The sequence below is a fragment of the Bacteroides sp. BFG-637 genome (assembly GCF_024793605.1).
Taxonomy (GTDB): domain Bacteria; phylum Bacteroidota; class Bacteroidia; order Bacteroidales; family Bacteroidaceae; genus Bacteroides; species Bacteroides vicugnae.
Window position 1 is genome coordinate 5,438,141 of record NZ_JANUPD010000002.1, and the last position, 20,823, is coordinate 5,458,963.

11 protein-coding genes and 2 pseudogenes are annotated in these 20,823 nt (G+C 43.0%); 1 reads left to right on the top strand and 12 read right to left on the bottom strand.

Annotation, left to right across the window (positions count from 1 at the left end):
- Nucleotides 1-201: 201 nt before the first annotated feature.
- From NXX38_RS21385 to NXX38_RS21400, 4 genes are all read right to left on the bottom strand, one after another.
- Nucleotides 202-810, bottom strand: coding sequence for a TetR/AcrR family transcriptional regulator (locus NXX38_RS21385; RefSeq protein WP_004300131.1), 609 nt, complete (start codon nt 808-810; stop codon nt 202-204).
- Nucleotides 811-827: 17 nt separating this feature from the next.
- On the bottom strand, nt 828-2,564 hold the full coding sequence (locus tag NXX38_RS21390; RefSeq protein ID WP_004300132.1) for an ABC transporter ATP-binding protein: 1,737 nt from the start codon (nt 2,562-2,564) through the stop codon (nt 828-830).
- On the bottom strand, nt 2,557-4,329 hold the full coding sequence (locus tag NXX38_RS21395; protein WP_195649955.1) for an ABC transporter ATP-binding protein: 1,773 nt from the start codon (nt 4,327-4,329) through the stop codon (nt 2,557-2,559). Before NXX38_RS21395 ends, NXX38_RS21390 begins: the two co-directional genes overlap by 8 nt.
- A gap of 312 nt (nt 4,330-4,641) precedes the next feature.
- The gene (locus NXX38_RS21400) at nt 4,642-6,948 is read right to left on the bottom strand and encodes a family 20 glycosylhydrolase (protein ID WP_258981059.1); all 2,307 of its coding nucleotides are present in this window, start codon (nt 6,946-6,948) and stop codon (nt 4,642-4,644) included.
- A 186-nt stretch (nt 6,949-7,134) separates the two neighbouring features.
- Here NXX38_RS21400 and NXX38_RS21405 point away from each other — a divergent pair, with 186 nt between their 5' ends.
- Entirely contained in the window at nt 7,135-8,049 is a 915-nt protein-coding gene (locus NXX38_RS21405; protein WP_148367634.1) for a cation diffusion facilitator family transporter, read from the top strand.
- Between the two features lie 379 nt (nt 8,050-8,428).
- Here the strand turns inward: NXX38_RS21405 and NXX38_RS21410 are convergent, their stop codons facing one another.
- The 8 genes and pseudogenes from NXX38_RS21410 to NXX38_RS21455 form a co-directional block, all read right to left on the bottom strand.
- Nucleotides 8,429-10,768, bottom strand: a complete 2,340-nt coding sequence (locus NXX38_RS21410) for a TonB-dependent receptor (RefSeq protein ID WP_217722498.1) — start codon at nt 10,766-10,768, stop codon at nt 8,429-8,431.
- Between the two features lie 114 nt (nt 10,769-10,882).
- A complete protein-coding gene (locus NXX38_RS21415; protein WP_148367632.1) occupies nt 10,883-11,224 on the bottom strand; it encodes a hypothetical protein in 342 nt (113 codons plus the stop codon).
- Nucleotides 11,225-11,349: 125 nt separating this feature from the next.
- Complete coding sequence (locus NXX38_RS21420; RefSeq protein ID WP_258981062.1) at nt 11,350-13,671, bottom strand: TonB-dependent receptor; 2,322 nt, start codon at nt 13,669-13,671, stop codon at nt 11,350-11,352.
- Between the two features lie 84 nt (nt 13,672-13,755).
- On the bottom strand, nt 13,756-14,136 hold the full coding sequence (locus tag NXX38_RS21425) for a hypothetical protein (protein WP_148367630.1): 381 nt from the start codon (nt 14,134-14,136) through the stop codon (nt 13,756-13,758).
- A 46-nt stretch (nt 14,137-14,182) separates the two neighbouring features.
- Nucleotides 14,183-15,781 (bottom strand): aspartate:alanine exchanger family transporter, encoded by a 1,599-nt coding sequence (locus tag NXX38_RS21430; RefSeq protein WP_148367629.1) that lies wholly within the window; start codon nt 15,779-15,781, stop codon nt 14,183-14,185.
- Nucleotides 15,782-15,889: 108 nt separating this feature from the next.
- Nucleotides 15,890-16,789 (bottom strand): ChaN family lipoprotein, encoded by a 900-nt coding sequence (locus NXX38_RS21435; RefSeq protein ID WP_148367628.1) that lies wholly within the window; start codon nt 16,787-16,789, stop codon nt 15,890-15,892.
- Nucleotides 16,770-19,635 (bottom strand): annotated as a pseudogene (locus NXX38_RS26825) (M16 family metallopeptidase). Before NXX38_RS26825 ends, NXX38_RS21435 begins: the two are co-directional and overlap by 20 nt.
- Nucleotides 19,622-20,817 (bottom strand): annotated as a pseudogene (locus tag NXX38_RS21455) (DUF4929 family protein). Before NXX38_RS21455 ends, NXX38_RS26825 begins: the two co-directional pseudogenes overlap by 14 nt.
- Nucleotides 20,818-20,823: the final 6 nt, after the last annotated feature.

Here is a 20,823-nt window from a genome sequence, read left to right on the forward strand (position 1 = left end):
TACGTAGCCACATTAAAAATACATAGAAATCGGCCGAAGTGATTCACCCGCATTTCTTTTATTTGGTTGTTAAGTTGAAAAAACCATATAATGTATTCATTTTGGAATATGAATAGATGACATATTCTAAAAGAGGCAAGGACGTCCGGCTTGTGAAAGCCGGACGTTTTTTATATCAGTAAGAGAATAAAGTGAGAGAGCTCATGCATTCATGAGCTCTTTCCAACCAGCCGTTTCAAAAGCGATATACTCCGCTATAAACTTCTCCATCTCTTCTTTCTTCACAGGATGCAACACCAGCTCTTCGAGCAGGGCAAACAACCATACCGTATTCAGGTGAATAAAGAAGTTAGTTATTGCTATATTGATATGCGGATATTTCTGCTTCATCCCTTGAAAAAAAACAGAAATCGTACGCGTCATCAAATCTGTATATTCAGAACGGAAGTTCTCCAAAACAGAACCTTGTGCCTGAAAAAGCAGTAACCGCAAACGGTCACGATGTTCAGAGACCAATCTGATATATTCCCGTACAGACATTTTCTGATAATCCGAATCCATAAAGACGTCTATCGTCATCTGATCTGCATCGTGATTATAAATCATAGCATACAGATCATTCAATACCGGTTTCAGAATCGTACGGAATATCTCATCCTTATTGGTGAAATAATGATAGATATTACTCACCGTCACCCCTGCCCTCGAAGCTATTTCACGCATAGAGGCATCCTTGTATCCCTTTTCCAGAAACACTTCTTCGGCTGCCTTCAAGATTCCCTCTTGTATATCTCCTTTCAAAAATTGCATAGTATCGCTGCTATTTATCAATTCATATTTGTAACCTGTCTGTTCACCATCCGGGCAAATATACCATTTTTCTTTTTCAATTCCTCCGGTGTTCCCATTTCAGCAACACTTCCATTCTCCAATACTACAATTTTGTCGGCATTGGCAACGGTTCGCATACGGTGCGCAATAATCAGCACCGTTTTGTTACGTACCAATTCAGATATACCTGCCTGTATCTTGGTTTCATTCTCAACATCAAGCGAAGCCGTAGCCTCATCCAACAGAACGATCGGAGCATCCTTCAACAAAGCGCGGGCAATGGAAATACGCTGACGCTCACCGCCGGATAATGTTTCTCCATTCTCACCGATAATCGTCTGGTATCCCTGCGGCATTTTAGTGACAAACTCATCACATTGTGCCAAGCGGGCAACTCTCCGGACTTCCTCATCCGTAGCATCCCGTTTGCCAATACGGATATTATCCATAATGGAAGCATTGAAAAGAACTACATCCTGAAAGACAACGGAATAGTTTTTCAACAAAGTTTCAGGATCAATCCGACTGATATCCTGCCCGCCGAGGGTAATCTTTCCCGACTGGATATCCCAGAAACGTGCCGCCAACCTGGCCGCCGTACTCTTGCCACTACCCGAAGGACCAACCAAAGCCGTTTTTTCACCTTGTCGGGCAATAAAAGACAAGTTATTCAGAATTTGTTTTCCCTGCTCATAAGCAAAGTCTACCTGTCTGAATTCGATATCATAACCTTGAGGAGTGAATTCGGTAGTCCCGTTTTGTACCGGCAATGCTTCCATCTCATTCATTCTATTGATACGCACATCCAAATAGAACAAAGCGGCAATATTATTCATCACCTCACTGACCGGAGCATACACACGCGACCCGATAACCATAAATATAAGATAGGTAAACAAATCAACCGTACCCGAAGCCAAGAGATTGGCACCAACGATAATAACGCTTGCCAGTCCGAGTTTCAATACACTTTGGGAACCGTTTACCAACATGCCGAGCACCAGTTCATTACGAGTCAATACCTTTTCATAGGTATCAATGCTCGCATCCAGTTTTTCCAGATAGTCTCTCTCCTGATTGTAGGATTTTATCTCCTGAATGGTATCGAGTCCTTCCTGGATATGTTCGGTCACCATCCGCTTGTTCAGATAATTACTTTCATTGCTTTTCTGTATTTCCTTCTTCGAGAAAAGAAGGATTGCGGCGGCAAGCGGCACTACCCAGAACAAAGCAATCGTCAACTGCCAGTTATAAAATGCCATACCGACGGTAATAAGCAGAATACTGATAATGGAAGCAAACAACTGGGGAACTGCATGCGAGAAAGTATGCTCGAGATCAGTGCAGTCATCCATAATCGTGGCGGTGAGGTCGGAAAGATTCTTTTCGCCAAAGAAAGCCAGAGGCAACTTGCGAAGTTTTTCCGCCAATGAGATACGCCGGTTTGCACTCTCATCATAAACGGTGGTATAGGTACTACGATATTGCAATACCGCAAATATATACATGACTATCATAAAGACAATACCGAGTATGCTATAATAGAGAATACCATGCGTCACCGAAGCCGAAGGCTGAAACACAGGACGAAGATATTCCTCAAGAAAGAGAAAAACAAATACCGCCGGCAACATCAATACAATATCGAGCAGTGTAGTGAAAAACACACCTTTACAGAAATCTTTCGCTCCTTTAGTTGAAAGGGCAAAACGTCTTTTTATTACTTCAATCATTAGAAACCTCCTTTCCTATTGTCCAGCGAACGGATTGCTGGTATTCATTCCACATATGATAATAGATGCCTTGTTTACCAAGCAGGTTGGCATGTGTACCTTGTTCCGCAATCTTCCCCTTGTCAATGACGAGGATATTGTCGGCATCAGTGATGCTTGAAAGACGATGAGCAATCATCAATACGGTTTTTCCTTTTGTCAGTTCTTTCAAGGCTTGCTGGATGAGATGCTCATTTTCGGGGTCGGCAAAAGCAGTCGCCTCATCTAGTACAATGATAGGAGCATTTTTCAGGATTGCACGTGCCAGTACGATCCGTTGCTGTTCCCCGCCGGAGAGATATGTTCCCTCCGTACCAATCTTCGTATTCAGTCCGAGCGGAAGTTTATTGATAATTTCCCGGCACTGTGCCATATCTACTGCCCGTTCCACTTCCTCCATTGTCGCGTCGGGATTACCATATTTGATATTTTCGAGCAGAGAAGTCTTGAACAGCTTTGTGTTCTGGAACACGAAAGAAATATATTTCATCAGTTCTTCGGGAGCGATTTCTCTTACATTGATACCACCTATTAAAACTTTCCCTTCCGTTGCCTCCCAGAAACGGGGAACTAGACGGGCAATCGTTGTTTTCCCTCCGCCCGAAGCTCCGACAAGAGCTACTGTGTTTCCTTGCGGAATAGTGAAACTAACATCATCCACCGCCTTTTGATTAGCTCCCGGATAGCTGAAGGAAACTTTTTCGAACTGAATACTGAATTCCTTTACCGATTGTGGATGCTCTACAACAGTCAGGTGCTCATAAGCAACCAGATTCTCAAGACGTCCGATAGCTTCACTCGCCTGCCCCAAAGCCTGATTGAGATACATACTCTTCATGATACTTTGGGAGAATACAGGAGTAATGAGAACAAACAGGAAGAAATTAAGTAATACCGATGCATAATTACCTGAATAACCAATCAGCAAAATAGCCAACGGAGCAAGGAAAAACACAAAACCATTGATTATTACGGTATAGAGCGACATCGGCTTCTCCCACATTCGTGTATAGCCGAATACCATTTTATTATAATTCATGATACAGCGGTGAAAGTTCTTGAAAGAGTAAATGGTCTGCTGGAAAACCTTCACTACGGGAATTCCTCTCACATACTCTACAGCTTCGGTATTCATTTCCTCCAGAGAAGTCATATAGCTTTTCATAAACTGCCGTCCCTCCGCATTCATCATAAAACCCATAACCAGCATGGCAATAATTACAGGGACGATACATGCCAGACCGAGTATCCAATCGAACACAAAAATCAGTATGGCAGCTACCAACGGCACTAGAAAAGTAGCCGCAAGATCAGGCAACTGATGTGCCAGAAAACTATGGGTAACCCCTGCATTGTCATCTATAATCTTGCGAATACGTCCGCTCGTATTAATGTCAAAGAAGCCGAGAGGCATACGCACTATCTGGCGCATGGCTTCTTTGCGCAAATTCGATTCAACCCGAAAAGCTGCAAGATGCGAAGACATCAATGCGGCAAAATAAAGGACGATGCTCGCCACGGCCATGCCTGCCGCCCACCAGGCATACGTCACCACATTACCGGAAGAGGTTATCTCTCCGTGTTCAAGCAGTTCTCTCACAATCAGCCAAATAAGGATATAAGGCAACATGCCCGCCAGGGCACTTAGGGCAGACAGCAGCATTGCCGCAGGCAAAAGCACTTTCCGTTTACCCATGTAGTTCTGAAGTTTTTTCAATGTACTCATAACGTACGTTCAATCTATATTAAGTTCGACAATCATTTAACTTATCGCTTGTTTTCAAAAAAGAACAATATTCGAAATCGTTCAAAAAAAAAGAGAGCTTATATTTCTATAAGCTCTCTTCATCCCATTCAATCCGGTGCATGTGCACCTTTGATATATGATTAATCTCGACTCGTCTCTCACTGATTCGCATAAGTTTTCAATTATTTTCTGCAAAGGTACGGCTCGCCGGCAAGACGGACAATACCTAAAAATAATGAAATTTACTATTCAGACTATAACGAATAAGTAATGATTGAAACAACAGAATAGTTATTCATGTTTCAGCCACATACTTGGTAATACTTCTTTTTCACCTTTTTCATTTACCAGTTCCATCTGCAATACGCCTCCGTTACAATCGAAGTAACGCACCTCTATCGGATGAAGCCCGGCTTTCAAAGCCTTCTGCACAATAATCTCTACCGGCGAATGTGCTCCATCATTATCTCCCAACAATTCACCGTCAAGCATTAATGTGCTACCGTCGTCCGAGAGAAGGGCAAATGTATAGATACCATCGGCAGGAACTTCCAGATAGCCGGTCAATACCAGACCGATATTTCCTTTCACCTCTTCGGGAATGGATACCGATTCCACCACATACTCCCCTTTGACAGGAGCTGCATCCATATCCGCACAAAGGTTACCACGGAAATCGTGCCATACTGCTTTCAAGCCGGGCTGCAAAGCAGCCGGAGCAGTCACCGCCTCCGCATAAGGAGCCTTTACATACTTGGTACGCACCACATCCGAAGGAGAACCATCCGGACGGAAAGTGCGGAAAGCGAAATCCGTAGTCTTCCCAACTTCCAAAGCACCGTTATAAAGAGCTGATTCTTTGGTAGGCATACTACCGTCTGTTGTATAACGTATTTCAGTACCGGGTAACGGGCAAGTCAATTCCACAGTTGTTTCATCAATAAATGCATTCACTTTATAGAATCCCTGCAAATCAGGCACCCGATAATTTACCCTCATCACATCCATCCGCTTAAATTGCGGAACAAGCTGACGATAGAACTCTTCGAGACCCGGTTTAGCTGCCGGCTCCGCCCAAGCTATCTCACTCAATGCTATCATACGGGGAACAATCAAATATTCAATGCGCTTCATGGTCGGAATCCATTCAGCCCAGAGATTCGCCTGCACCCCCCAGATATATTTCTTCTGTTCCGGCGATAACCGCTCGTCTGCACACGGATCATACGCAAGTATTTTCTTTACTGAATTCTGATCCTGCGCATAATCGAAATAGAAATATTCATTCGGACAAGCAATCACTTTCTGCTTTTGTGCAGTTGCCGTAGGCAATGCATCTTTCGCCCAACTTCTCCACCAGGTAATAGCAGCATCGGAAGATAATCCGTCGGATACCACTTCATCCCAACCTATGAGTTTCTTTCCGTTGGCAAGGAAGAATTTCTCCATGTCACGTACAAACCATGCCTGAAGTTCTTCTACCGACCCCAGTTTCTCCGTACGAATCCGTTTCTGACAAAGAGGACATTTCTTCCAGTTGGCTTTTTCCACTTCATCACCACCCATGTGCACATATTCATAAGGGAAAAGTTCAAAAACTTCTTTGAACACATTCCGGCAGAACTCCAGTGTTGCGTCTTTGCCCGGACAGATAGGAGAAGAGAATGTCTCCCCCCACCCGATTAATCCGTCGCACGCCAATTCCGGATATTGACCGATAGCTGCCAAGAAATGTCCCGGCATATCAATCTCAGGAATGACATCAATTCCTCTTTGCGCAGCATAGGCTACTATTTCTTTTATATCATCGTGAGTGTAATAACCTCCATACAGTGTATCTCCTTCCACAATACGTATCTTATCTTCCGGAATCAGGAAATCGGCATTATCTTCTTCTTTCGCACGTGCCATACAGGTACGATCCTGCGTATTGAATTTACGCCAAGCCCCTTTTTCCGTAAGTAACGGATATTTCTCGATTTCTATACGCCAACCTTGATCGTCGGACAGATGCCAATGGAACTTATTAAGTTTATACAAAGACATCAGGTCTAACACATGCTTCACTTCTTCCTTATTCCAGAAATGACGGGAAGCGTCCAACATAAACCCACGCCATTCAAACCGTGGCGCATCTTCTATTTGCACGACAGGGATAGAATAATTCTGTTTCTCTCCCTGCACTTCTATCGTTGCAGGAAGCAACTGGCGAATAGTAGTAATAGCAGAAATAATGCCTGAATAGTCAGTTGCCTCTACTCGAATATACTCCGGTGCAGACTCAAGCTTATAAGAACCGGGCTTTCCAATAGTATCTTTCAACTGAAAATACATATCTACCTGACTCTTATCGGTAGTGACTTCAACAGAAGACGATATGACATTCCGAAGAATTTCCTGCAGGTATCCGGCAGCGGGAAACAACGACTGATCGGAAACTCCGATTTTCATGCCATCTTTTAAAACAAACGAGCCCGACTGCTCGGTCAGACTAACGGGGGTAGGCAAGATTGCAATTTCTTGCTTGACGGTAGACGTACAAGAAGAAAAAACACAAACTGACACAATGAGTAAAGAACTACTTAATTTTTTGAACATGCGGTTAACTATTTAATAAATGATTTGTCCTGTTTTTAATTGACCATCTATATATAATACAACTAAAAGGCATAAAGTACTAAAAAGGCGGAAAAAGTTTTTTTTGCGACTTCATGTCACAAACTCCTATTAATGTTTATCTTTGCTGCCCAATCCCATTACAAACAAATCTAAAGAATCACTTCAATGTCAAGAGAACAAATATTAATCAAAACCTCATGGATCAGTACAATTGGCAATGCAATCCTGTCCGCATCCAAAATCATCATCGGTTTGTTTGCCGGTAGTTTAGCCGTAGTCGGCGACGGTATCGACTCGGCAACCGATGTTGTTATCTCTATCGTTATGATTTTTACGGCACGCCTCATCAACCGCCCTCCTTCAAAGAAGTATGTATTCGGCTATGAGAAAGCGGAAGGGATCGCAACAAAGATTCTATCACTCGTGATATTTTATGCCGGCGCACAAATGCTGCTATCGTCCACTAAAAGTATCTTTTCGGATGAAGTGAAAGAAATACCATCGGCTATCGCCATCTATGTCACTGTATTTTCTATTATCGGTAAACTCTTACTGGCTTCATACCAGTACAAACAGGGAAAGAAGATCGACAGCTCCATGCTGACTGCAAATGCCATCAATATGCGGAATGATGTTGTCATCTCAACAGGTGTCTTATTAGGATTGATATTTACTTTCATCTTCAAATTACCGATACTCGATTCAATAACAGGATTGATAATCAGCCTCTTCATCATCAAATCTTCCATCAGTATTTTCATTGATTCGAATGTGGAACTGATGGACGGAGTAAAAGATGTCAATGTATACAACAAGATATTCGAGGCTGTAGAGAAAGTGCCCGGTGCCAGTAATCCGCATCGCGTCAGATCACGAATGATAGGAAATCTCTATATGATTACCCTTGATATAGAAGTGAATCCGGAAATCACGATCACGCAAGCTCATGAGATTGCCGATTCGGTGGAGAAAAGCATTATCAATTCGATAGATAACGTATATGACATTCTGGTACATGTGGAACCCGCCGGTAAATGCCAGACAGGAGAAAAATTCGGGGTCGATAAAGATATGGTTTAATCCATCTCTACACAGAGATTTTTTCACTTTCCTCTATCACCTATCACCAGCACTTCTAAAAACCTTTATTCATGGTACTTTCAGGGATGGTGACAGGTTGTTTGCAACCTATCACCACATCTATCACCTATCACCCTGCCTGATCAATCAATGATCAATAAGGAAAAAGAATGAATCTCTATACGATACATTGGTTTCAGCCGCTTGAAACTTTAGTTTCTCCAAAGAATACAATGTTTTCCCCGCAAGGGAACTGTTGTTTCCCCTATGGGGGAACTATGGTTTCTCTACGGGGAAACTACAGTTTCCCATAGGGGAACAAATAGTTTCAACGCATGAAACTAAAAGTACCGTGCCGGGAAACTATTTTTATGACCGGTTAATAACTAATCTTCACCCCGGCAAAGAAACTTCTCGGCAAAGAAGGACCGTAAATGTAACCGGAATCCCGGTTAGCTCCTCTGTCAAAGTCCTTCTGATAAGACTCGAAAATATTCTGAACTCCGCCGTTTAATTGCAAATCAACTGTTTTGTATAGCTTGAAGTCATAAGCCAGTTTCACTCCCAAATCAAAGAAACGAGGTGTTCTGATTGCTTCCGCTTTTCTTTCAGGCATTTCACCCAGTTTGGCATTCTCGGCAGTGATATCCATACGTTGCACTAACATTTTGCCGGTATATGTTCCTGACAGGGCGATAGACAAAGGTTTGACGGGAGTATATGTGGCAGTAAAATAACCGTATGTATCGGGAGTACGGAAAATCTTCTTTTCTGCCGGTGCATCATCATGCCACTTATGTGGTTCATCGTATCGGCTACGCTGTAAAGTCAATCCCGCTTGTATTTGCAGGATAGACAGATAAGCCACTTTACCTTCCAGTGTCAATCCCATCACTTTAGCACCGGGGCCATTGCTACGTGTTTTCACTAATATACCATCACCACGGTCGTAAGGTTCGCCCAATACAAAAACATCGGTCAGTCTTGTATAAAAACCCTCAATCAACAAGTTCGTCTGGAATGCTCCGAAACGATGATACATATCTGCAGAAGCACTGAAACTTTGGGATTTCTCTTCTTTCAAATCCTTTGCACGCTCGATCATAGCCACTGTTCCGCCCACATTTTCAATATGCATATCCTCATCAAAAGCCTGCGGAGCACGAAATCCGGAAGAATAGCTCAAACGCAGGTTAATATTCCGGGTAGGATTAAAACGCAAGTTGGCACGGGGACTAAAGATCACATTATCCACCATATTATGCTTATCCAGACGACCGCCAATCAGAATTCCCCAACGGTCGTTCTTCCATTCGTTCTGCAGAAAAGCACTGTAAATATTCACCGTCTGATCCGTGTGACGGTCATATCCCCACATGTTATCTTTCAGGCGGTCACGGTTATATTCAAGCCCTGCTGTGAGATCAGAAGGCATAAAAAGGCACTTGCCAAACGTATGTACGTATTGTGCGCCCCCCATAGCGGTTAAATCCGTCGTCTTTCCATAGGCTTTCAGAGGATCGTTGCCCGGTCCGTAATAACTGTCCCGGTCTGTATTGGCAGCCGATGCAAAGACACTTAAACGGTTCTTTTCATCCGGAGAGAAATAATCGAATTTCAAACTTCCACCATCAATAGAATGTTGCAACTGCTCTGCAATATGCGCTTCGTGAGGAGGACGGTTCAACATATCCCCTCCACGACGAAATTCCTGCATATGGTGATATTCAAAGGTCAGTTTGGAGTAAGTACTCGTTTTCAGATAAGAGCGGAAACCCACTGTCTGATTCTTCAACTTGGGCAGTTCGGTAAATCCGTCTCCGTCATAATCATATCCTGACCGGTGGCGGTTCTGTCCAAAGATATACAATCCGGCACGATGATCGTCCGTCACCAATGAGGCATTCAGCGAGGTGTTGTTATCGAATGAGGAGCTTCCTCCCAAAGCAGTAATGGTGTGCGATAGCTGACCGGAATTGCGTAAAGGCTCTTTAGTGATTATATTAATTGTTCCTGCAATAGCCGAAGAACCGAACAAGGCGGAGCCTCCCCCACGCATCACTTCTACACGTTCAATCATACTGGCAGGAATCTGTTCCAGCCCATACACTCCGGAAAGGGCACTGAATACGGGACGCGAATCGATCAGAATTTGCGTATATGGTCCGTCCAGACCATTGATGCGGACTTGCTGGAAACCACAATTCTGGCAATTTGTCTCCACACGCACTCCGGGCTGGAAATTCAGTCCTTGTGATAAAGTAGAAGAGTTAGTGGTTTCAAAAAGTTTCAGGTCGACGACATTCACTAAAGTAGGAGCCATACGGCGTGTCGTTTCACTCCGGTTGGCGGAAACCACTACTCCGTCGAGAGCAATCGCATCCTCTTCTATTTCAAAATCTTCTTCCAGTGTCTTTCCTTTTTTCAGAGTTACGTTGCGGGTCACTGTCTTGTAACCTACTGAACTAACTTCCAGTATAAAATTTCCTTCCGGCAAATTCTTCAAAAAATAATGCCCGGTAGCATCGGTCACCGTTCCTATGGTCGTTCCTTTCAGTGCAATGGTGATGTACGGAAGATGTTCTTTCGTTTTTTTATCCAGTACATGACCTATTATATTCGCATCGGATTTCTTCAGTTCAGGGTAGTCCGGATGTTCAGCCGATGCGTATGACAAGACACAACACAGGCCGACCAGGACTAAAAGATATTTCTTCATTGTCGTTAGTCTTTTAATGTTTTAATTCAAAAAAAATAATAGAGGGAAAGGGAAGCAACAATCATAAATCGTTGTTCCTAACTAATAATAAATGCTATTCCCGAAAAGTATAGACTAAGCGACAGGAGGCGCCCTAAGAGATATTACGCCCGGACAAGTACGACAATACCGCATACCTTGCGGACGGGCAAGCAGAATACACAAGAAAGAGAAAACGGCAACAATAAACGCGGGTAATAGTCCGCTATCTGTCACCAATATGTGATTCAGGAAATGAAGTAGCTGGAATTCAACCGTCGTATGACTATGCTCACTCCCTTTCTTGAATGGATGCGAATGGACAATCGTAACCCCGTTTACCACATGTGAGTGAGTAAACAAAGTGATTCCTGCCATGTACGAAATAAACAGTACAGGCAGAAAATACTTCATTATATGTAGGTACAATTGTTTCATCCGGTAATTTTGCACATCTATTCCGTGCAGTAAAGTCAGAGTTCAGTTTGTTTTTTTGCAAAGATAGGGATTGTCTCTATACAAAACAATCCCTATTTATAACGATTTTAAATCTTAACCGAATCTTAATAACTTATCTTCACCCCTGCAAAGAAACTTCTCGGCAACGACGGACCATAGATATAACCGGAGTCACGGTCGGCTCCTTTATCGAAGTCATTCTGGTAAGCATTGAAAATATTCTGTATACCGGCATTCACCTGCAAGTTCATCGACTTGTAAAGTTTGAAATCATAGGCAGCCTTCAAACCGATGTCGAAGAAGTCTTTGGTATTCACCGTTATCGGGTTTTCAAGGAATCCCGGCACAGGTTCGTGGGGAACCAGCATCGAACCGGTATATGTACCGGAAAGAGCGATAGATAATGGTTTTATCGGGGTATAGGTTGCTGTAAAGTAACCGTAAGTATTCGGCGTACGCATCATTTTCTTCACAGCCGGAGCGTCTGGGTTCCATACGTGCGGTTCGCTGTAATGGCTCTGCTGCAAAGTGACTCCTGCCTGAAGCTGGAATTTAGTCAGATATGCCATCTTTCCTTCTAATGTCAATCCCATCACACGGGCTCCCGGTGCATTGTAGCGTGTACGTGTCAGGATTCCGTCCACTGTCTCTCCGTCGGTAAGGGCAAATACATCTGACAGCTTTGTATAGAATCCTTCTACCAGAAAGTTAACCTGAAGCGCGCCAAAACGGTGATAAATATCTGCCGAAGCACTCAAGCTCTGTGATCTTTCTTCTTTCAGATTGTCCGCCAGTTCAACCATCGCCACATTACCGCCTACATTCTCCACGTGCAAATCTTCGTCGAAGGCCTGCGGAGCACGGAAACCGGATGAGTAACTGAAACGAAGATTGATATTCTCTGTCGGATTATAACGCAGATTGGCACGCGGACTGAATATCACATGGTCAATCAGATTATGCTTGTCCAAACGACCGCCAATAAGGAATCCCCAGTGCTCATTCTTCCATTCATTCTGAAGAAAGGCACTACCGATATTCACTTTTTGGTCTACCGTACGATTATATCCCCACATATTATCTTCCAGTTTATCCTGATTGAATTCTATTCCGGCAGTCAGGTCGGAAGGCATGAAGATACATTTTGCGAAACTATAAACATATTGCGATCCTGCCATCCAGTTCAGGTCGGTGGTGTTTCCGTAAGCATTCAGATCTTGTCCGCCACCATAATAGCTGTCACGATTGATATGCTGCGCGGATGCAAACACATTGAAACGATGTTTCTCGTCAGGTGAGAAATAATCAAACTTCAGTCCTCCGCCATTGATCGAGTGTTCGGTCTGCTCCGCCACATTCGCTTCGTGGGGCGGGCGGTTCAACAAGTCTCCTCCCCTACGAAATTCTTCCATATGGTGATATTCAAAAGTCAGTTTCGAATAAGTCGTTGTTTTCAGGAATGAACGGAAACCGATTGTCTGACCATGCAACTTAGGAATCTCGGAATATCCGTCTCCATCATAGTCATACGCAGAACGATGGCGGTTCTGACCGAAGATATACAAACCGGCACGTTGATTATCCGTCACAAGAGATGCGTTTAATGCCGTACTGTTATCAAAAGCGTCTCCATCGCCAATTCCCGTAATTGTATGAGATAACATACCGGAGTTGCGTATCGGCTCTTTAGTAATGATATTTATTGTACCGGCAATGGCAGATGAACCGAATAAGGCCGATCCGCCTCCACGCATCACTTCCACACGTTCTATCATGCTGGCAGGAATCTGTTCGATACCATATACACCGGAGAGTGCACTAAAAATGGGACGGGAATCGAGCAGGATTTGCGTATAAGGACCATCCAGTCCATTGATACGCACCTGCTGGAAACCGCAATTCTGACAATTGGACTCTACACGGACGCCTGGCTGAAAGCTCAACCCCTGCGCCAAAGTCGTAGAGTTGGTATTCTCAAAAATTTTCAAATCTACTACATTCACCAGTGTCGGAGCCAGCCGGCGGGTGGTTTCATTACGATTGGCAGATACTACTACGCCATCCAAAGCAACTGCGTCTTCTTCTATTTCAAAATCTTCTTCCAATGTACGTCCTTTCTTCAGCGTCACATTTCGTCTGACGGTTTTATAGCCCACCGAACTAACCTCAAGCACAAAATTGCCTTCGGGAAGATTTTTCAAGAAATAGTGCCCGGTAGCATCGGTCACTGTTCCGATGGTAGTACCTTTCAGGGCGACTGTAATATAGGGCAAGTGCTCTTTTGTGTTTTTATCAAGAATATGGCCAATAATATTGGCATCTGACTTACGTAATTCGGGATGATCCGGATATTCATGAGCTTGTCCTTCAAGGGCAGGCAACAATGCGCAGCACAGGCAGACAAGCGAAAAGATATATTTCTTCATTTTTCGTTTGTTATTCATTTTCGATAAGTATTCACATGGATAGACAGACAATGCCCTACCTCATGCAAGGTACGGTATCATCATTCAAAGAACGGAGAAACGAATAACCGGAGGTGCTCTAAGTCCCACTACCCCATGATACGGACAGTGATAGTGAGCATATTGCGAACGTCCGAGCAGAAAACACAATAAGAAAGGAATAAAAAGGGAAAGAGCAAAAACAATAGCTGCACCGTCTGCCGTCAAGTGAGACAGAAAATGAATCTGCAGCAGTTCGACTGTAGAGTGTTTATGTGCCGCCCCTTTCTTAAACGGGTGTGAATGGACGATTGTCACGCCATTGACCACATGCACGTGGGCAAAGAATGTAAAGCTTACCAGATACGACACAAACAGTATCGGTAAGAAGTAGCGTGTAATATTCAATAACAATCGTTTCACCTCATTTTTTCTTTGAGGCGGCAAAGATACGAACTATTTATTTAACAATCAATGATTATACAAAATTTTGTTAATATACCGCCGAAGCTATGATTTGAATAAACAGAATCAGGAATACCATAGCAATCGGATAAACTGTTGCATAAGCTACGCTCGGTATGTTACTGTCTACCATTGAATCGGCAGCAGCAAGTCCCGGAGTACTCGTCATACCGCCCGTAATAGTCCCCAACAAATCGAGCAGGCTGATTTTAAATACCAGACGTCCTACAACGGCTGCAACAAGCATCGGCACTAATGTGATGGCAGCCCCCACTCCGAACATCAGCAATCCGCTTTCCTGAAAAGTGGCTACCAGATTCTTACCGGCAGAAGTTCCTACTTCGGCAAGAAAAAGAAGCAGACCCAACTGGCGCAACAACTGATTAGCAGGTCCGGACATAGACCAGATAATAGGTCCTGTCTTGCCAATCGCACTTAACACAAGAGCTACCATCAGCACTCCGCCGGTCAATCCCGGAGAGAATGACAGACTATCAGAGAAAGATATATTTATTTTGCCGAACAGCACTCCCAATACAATCCCCATCGCAATAGGGAAGAAGTCCGTATCGGACAGTTTCTTCGCATTGTTCCCCAACAGGCGGGCTACTCCTCTAATCCCCTCTTTCTCACCGACCACCATCAACTTATCACCAAATTTTAAAGCAAGATCGGGAGACGGAGACAAATCAATACCGCTTCGACGAATGCGGGTAACCGTGCAGCCAAAGTTCTTCTGTAAGTTCAAATCCCCCAGTTGTTTATTTATCATGTCCTTTTTGGTCAACAGCAAAGATTCTATTTCCTGCGTTTTATCCAAAGGCAGTTCACCTTCTTCTCTCTTACCTACCAGTACAGCAAGCTGATCCAGCGCTTCTTCGCTACCTACGGCTTGTATATAGTCTCCTTCACGCAACACTGTATGAGCTGTAGGAATGGATATCTCATCATTGTGTTTCAGACGGGAAATAACGGCACCCGTCATACCACGCGCATTAATTTGCATCAGGCTGCGATCAAACACATTCGAATTGGTGACACGATAAATACAAGTAGTCAATTCCGGGAATTGTCCGCGACGTTCTATTTCCAAACGACGGGCTTCTTTATCTAAATCCACCCGCATAATTTTAGGTAACAGCTTGACAAACAGAATCACACCGATCACTCCAAACGGATATGCGATACCGTAAGCAATGGATGCCAAAGGAGAATTGGTACTGTCGATAGCAACCGCCAGACCCGGCGTACTGGTCAACGCACCGGCAATCAGACCGACAATACTCGGTGTGTCAATATCAAATGCGTACTTCAATCCGACTGCGGTCAGGCAGGCGGAACAAATAATAAGCATAGTAATGAGAATGAGCGTCTTTCCTTTACTGCGGAAAGAATCGAAGAATCCGGGCCCTGCCTGAATACCGATGGTAAAAATGAAGAGCACCAAACCGAAGTTTCCTAATTCTTTAGGAATGATAACACCAAAATGCCCGAAAAGAAGGGCAATGAAAATAACTGCCGACACATCGAGAGATAATCCTCTGATTTTTATTCTTCCCAGCATAAACCCCAATGCGACAATCAGGAAAAGGGAAAAATAAGAGGAATGCAATAAGTCAGTAAACATAAAAATAAAGGTTAGTTAGTTTAAGGGCGCGAAGGTACAAAAAAGTCTCCAGACGCACAGCATCATGGAGACTTTTATGAGTTTTACTAACCTGATTCTTTTACTTTCTTAATAACTGGTTACCATATCTTCCGAGACACAGATATAGAAATCCGCACGACCTTTATTTTCTTCATCCAGTTTATCCGTGTTTTCCTGACGTACGGAAGTAACCGTCACAACGCTTGTCCCGGGACGATATTGAAGCAGATAGGGAATAATCCCACCTTTCCAGTCGGAATGATAGCTTCCATTAATATGCAGAAATTTGTCTTTCATATTGTGAGCTATAAACCACCCCATTGTAGCATCCTTTACAGCCTGTGCCTGTGCCAACTTATAATTATCTCCGGATTTTTGTCCTCCCATCATATTCATCATGCTAAAAGCTGCCTCACTCTCCTTTTCATCATAATTGAAAGAAATGGGCAAAGGGGCAATGTATCTTTTAGCCTCATCTGACAGTGAATCCAGCACTTCAAGTCCCCCGTTTTTCACTGCATTGGCATAACGGCGGGGTACATTTGTGGCGATAAACGGAATCTTATTCTCTTTAGCAAAATAGACTACCGGAGAATAATCCGTACTATAATTAGGCCACAAACGAGCCTCTTCTTCAAAACGATCGTAAGAAATTTTACGCTGCAAATATTCATTCAGGATCAGTTGGTTATCGCTCTCCATCATTTCTTCTCCCAACATCAGTTTGTCCTTATGAATATGGTAAAGGGAACGGGTTATTTCAAACTCCAGCCAGTGAGTGATAGGACAATTATGCATCTCTCCTAAGAAAACGACATCATACTTCTCCAGTTGCTTTATCAATTGGCTGTAAGTAATTGCTTTCCCCGCATTATCATATAACACGTAGGCAGGCTTGTCCACTCCTACCTGTGCACAGGTAACCATTTGCAGGCAAAAACACCCCCAAATTATAACTAATAAACGCTTAATCATTTGTTGTTTCATTCTTCAATTTATTATTACTCAAATATAATAGCACATAATTATCCAAGTCAATCCATTCTTTGAAAGCTTTACGCAACTCAACCGGAGTTATCTCATCAAGACATTGTTCGTATTGTTCAAAATCAGCTAATGATTCCCCATTTTTAAGTAATCCGACCAGCGTGGTACGCCATGCTGCCGGTGATTTTTCATTCAATGCTTCACGTTTTGCCAAGAGGAAAGAGCGCTTGATGGTTTGTAATTCCTGTATATCTACTTCTTCTTCCTCCAGCCTCTGAAGAATTTCTTTCAACAAACGGTCTATCTGCCCCATATTCCGGTTATCGGCAGAAGCATTTATGTCAAAGTAGAATGTACCCCACGGGATTCCCTCATAAAACAATGAAATATAAGGAGAATAGACCAATGACTCCCGCTCACGCAAGACTGAAATCAGGCGGTTACGAATTACATCTCGCATCAATTTCAACATGAGTGTGTTCTTTTGGCAAGGCTGGTAATGACCGTAAAGTAAATAATCAAACAAGGTCTGTGTCTCGTTATCATTAGGAAATCCCTCTATAAGGGTTTTATCCGGTAGTTCAAAACTAGGATAAGAGTATTGCACCGTATTTCCTGAAACCGGAATTCTTCCGAATACAGACACAAACTGGCGCATGAGCGAATCCGGATTGAAACTACCACATACAACATACGTAGTTCCTTCGGGACGTGTATACAATTTCTTATAAAATCCGGCTATGGAATCGAGGTTCAACCGTTCTGCAAAAGAGCGAATAGATGGACGCATAATAGATGCCCCCATCAATTCATTGATGCGGGCAGACAACTGACGCCCTGAATCCCTTTTCAGCATTTTCTCCAACATGGTTTCTTTCCCTTCATTCTGCATCAATCCCTGACGTATCTCTTCAAAATCTTCGTATTTCAGTTCAGGATCAAAAATCTTCTCATAAATCAAGTTGAAGAATTCCGGCGCATTAGCAGTGGAAGACATTCCCATAAAACCATGCCAATGATTTTCCATGGCTACAGTGATTGACATTTCTTTCTGAAAAAGATATTCTGAAAGAATTTGACCATCTACTTTCGCAAGACCTCCCATATCGATATATCCTCCAACACCTTCTAACAAAGGATATTCTTCGTCGGACAAGGAAGAAGTGCCGAGGGGAGCGAAAGAAGTCAGATACAAGGTGCTGTCAGAATCCTGTGTGGGCTTCATTATTAAACGAATACCATTTTTCAGCTTTACTTCCCTAACCCCCATTTCATTATAGACATTGATATGAGCAATCATCGTAGCATCAAAAGGAGGACGGATAGCCAAACAAGCGGGTGTTTCTACCGGCACTTCCTCTTTTTCTTCCTGGCGAACATAAGTATAAGGTATACATTCTGCCCGTTCACCTTCTGCCCACGCTTCAGCTATTTCCTGTTTTGTCAATGGCATCCCCAACCCCGGATGAGAATTACAGGCAACAAGCATAGCTTGTTTCTGATAAGTAAGCCATTCTTTTAGCAGTAATTGCAAATCGTTATTTTGCACATGCAACATGGCTTCTTTCAATTGCTTCCGCTCCGCCGGGGCAGTCATATAACGATCACCTGATATTACATAATCAGTAAAATCATCACAGAAATAAATAGGAAGAACGCGCATCGTCAGGATTGCCTTCAGCTAGCTGATTGCAGAATTGTGTACGGACATCTGCCAGTTCCTCCTTGTCCCATCCTTCACGAATCAAACAGTTTAATTCGGCTACGGCAGTAGTTATAGTACTTAGTATTTCGCTCCTGTCGTTTCCCTCTACTGCCAATACCAAATGATTCTTATCGCTCAAATACCAGGAATCAGATAGATCCGCTTTGATGTGACGCCCCCGAAAACGTTGTGTTATTGCCCGAAGCAGTAGACGTCCGGTTTCTTTCTTGACAGCATCGTTTATAGTGCGTTCAACCACACAAGGATGAGGAATCATCAACTCCACTTTCGTATGGTTACGCAACGAATCTCTGACTTCCGATATTTGAATACCTTTTGCATACTCCAACGGATAAATGCGAAAATCTTTAGCCACACGTTTCTTTAATGAAGAGAAACCTGCTTTTATCTTAGCCTCTATCTCATTGGGAGAAATATCTCCCACTACCACTAATGTAGCCAGTGAAGGAGTATACCATTTATTATAATATTCTTTGAGTACTTGAGGGGTCACTTTACGAATATCATCGGCAGTACCCAAAGGGATATGGTTTCCAAAAACACCCTGTCCAATCTTCAACTGATAGAATTCATCATTGAGATCATAACTTCTCAATTCCTCCAGAATGATTCCTTTCTCATTCTCCACTTTCTCCGGAAGAAAAGATATTCCGTCGAGCCAGTCACGTATAATCAACAACGAACTGTCAACAACAGCCTCCTGCCCATGATCTGTGGGGACAGCAAACATATAAATGGTACGATCGTAGCCTGTGAAAGCATTGATATCAATTCCGTATTTCACTCCCTTAGATTCCAGATAACTCACCAATGAACGTTTGGGAAAATGCCTGGTTCCACCAAATGCCATGTGTTCGAGGAAATGAGCACATCCTTTCTGATTCTCCGTTTCCTGAACAGAACCGACACGCATAATCAAACGGAACTCTACCCTTGAAGCAGGAACAGCGTTTTTCAATATTAAATAATGCAGTCCGTTAGGCAAATACCCCTCTACAGTTCCTTTTGGAAGAGAAATCGGAGCAGATTGCGCATACCCAGGTATATACACACACATAGCAGCTATTAAAATAGCTGCTATGGAAACATACTTATACAAGTTCTTATTATTTCTTCTCATAGGTCACTGTTACATGGGTATATCCACCGGCATTCATGTGGTCTATCAAAAATTTAAAGGTCATCTTTTTAGCAGTAAAATCAATACTACCGGTAGACTCTTCAAAATTTTCCGGATCTTCCCAACCATCTTCGTCAATACCTGTATTGCACAAATAATAATCGGGTTCTGCCCTTCCCCCTGTTCATAGATTTCTTGAGCAGTTGGATCTGTTTTCATCAATTCTTGTTGCCGGGTCCATGCACTAAAAGTATATGAGAACGGAACTGCTTTTATCGGATCACCATAAGAGTCTGTTCCTTCTCCTATATAGTCTACAGTGGCAGTAGAAGAAGTAATATCTTTAAGTTTTATACCGTTCAATGATGCGGAGAAGCTTTCATTGGTATTTTTATTCCAATTAATCTGTTCCATCAAGGTCTGTGATGCCGGTGACTCTGTCCAATACTCGGAGTCTTCGACCGTTTCGGCACGAAATACCCAATATAGATATTCGGTTAATCCCATCGGGTTGTCCACCATTTTCAACACAGGCATTTCAGCCGTAGCCTCCTCACTCAAAGTAATAATTGTTTTCCCGTCGTATTCTTTTGTGAACGCTTGAACAAAAGGAGTTAAATATCCATCTGCAGGACTATTTACCACTGTGTGACAAGAAACGATTCCCAGCCAGTCTGTCAAATCAATGTTATATTTAGTTTTATAGCCTTCAATCAATGCCAATTGTTCCTCGGAAAGTTCCGGTATTTGCGGATCGGGTTTCACACGCACACTTAACACTGCATTCAAAGCCATATTCTCTACAGGAATAGTAGAAATGCCAATCTGAAAATAAGTATCTACAGCCAACAGATTTTTCTGATTGGATACAACTTGAAAAGTCGCTTTCTTCTGACCGGCCTGAATAGTCACCGGATTATTTACCAGTTTTAAAATACCGGCTTCGTCATCCAATACCTCAAAATTAAGTGTAACATCCTGCTCACAAGCTGTAGTAAGATCGACATTTACCGTCAGGGGAGTTGCTTCCGCTTCTTCAATCACCGGATTTTCTGCAGATAAATAAATCTTATTAACGCCTGTATACCCAGTATCTTCTTTATCATCTCCACACGATGTGACAAGAGACAACAGGAACATTCCCATTGTATAAACAAACAGTTTCTTCATTTCTTTTTTCATTTTATT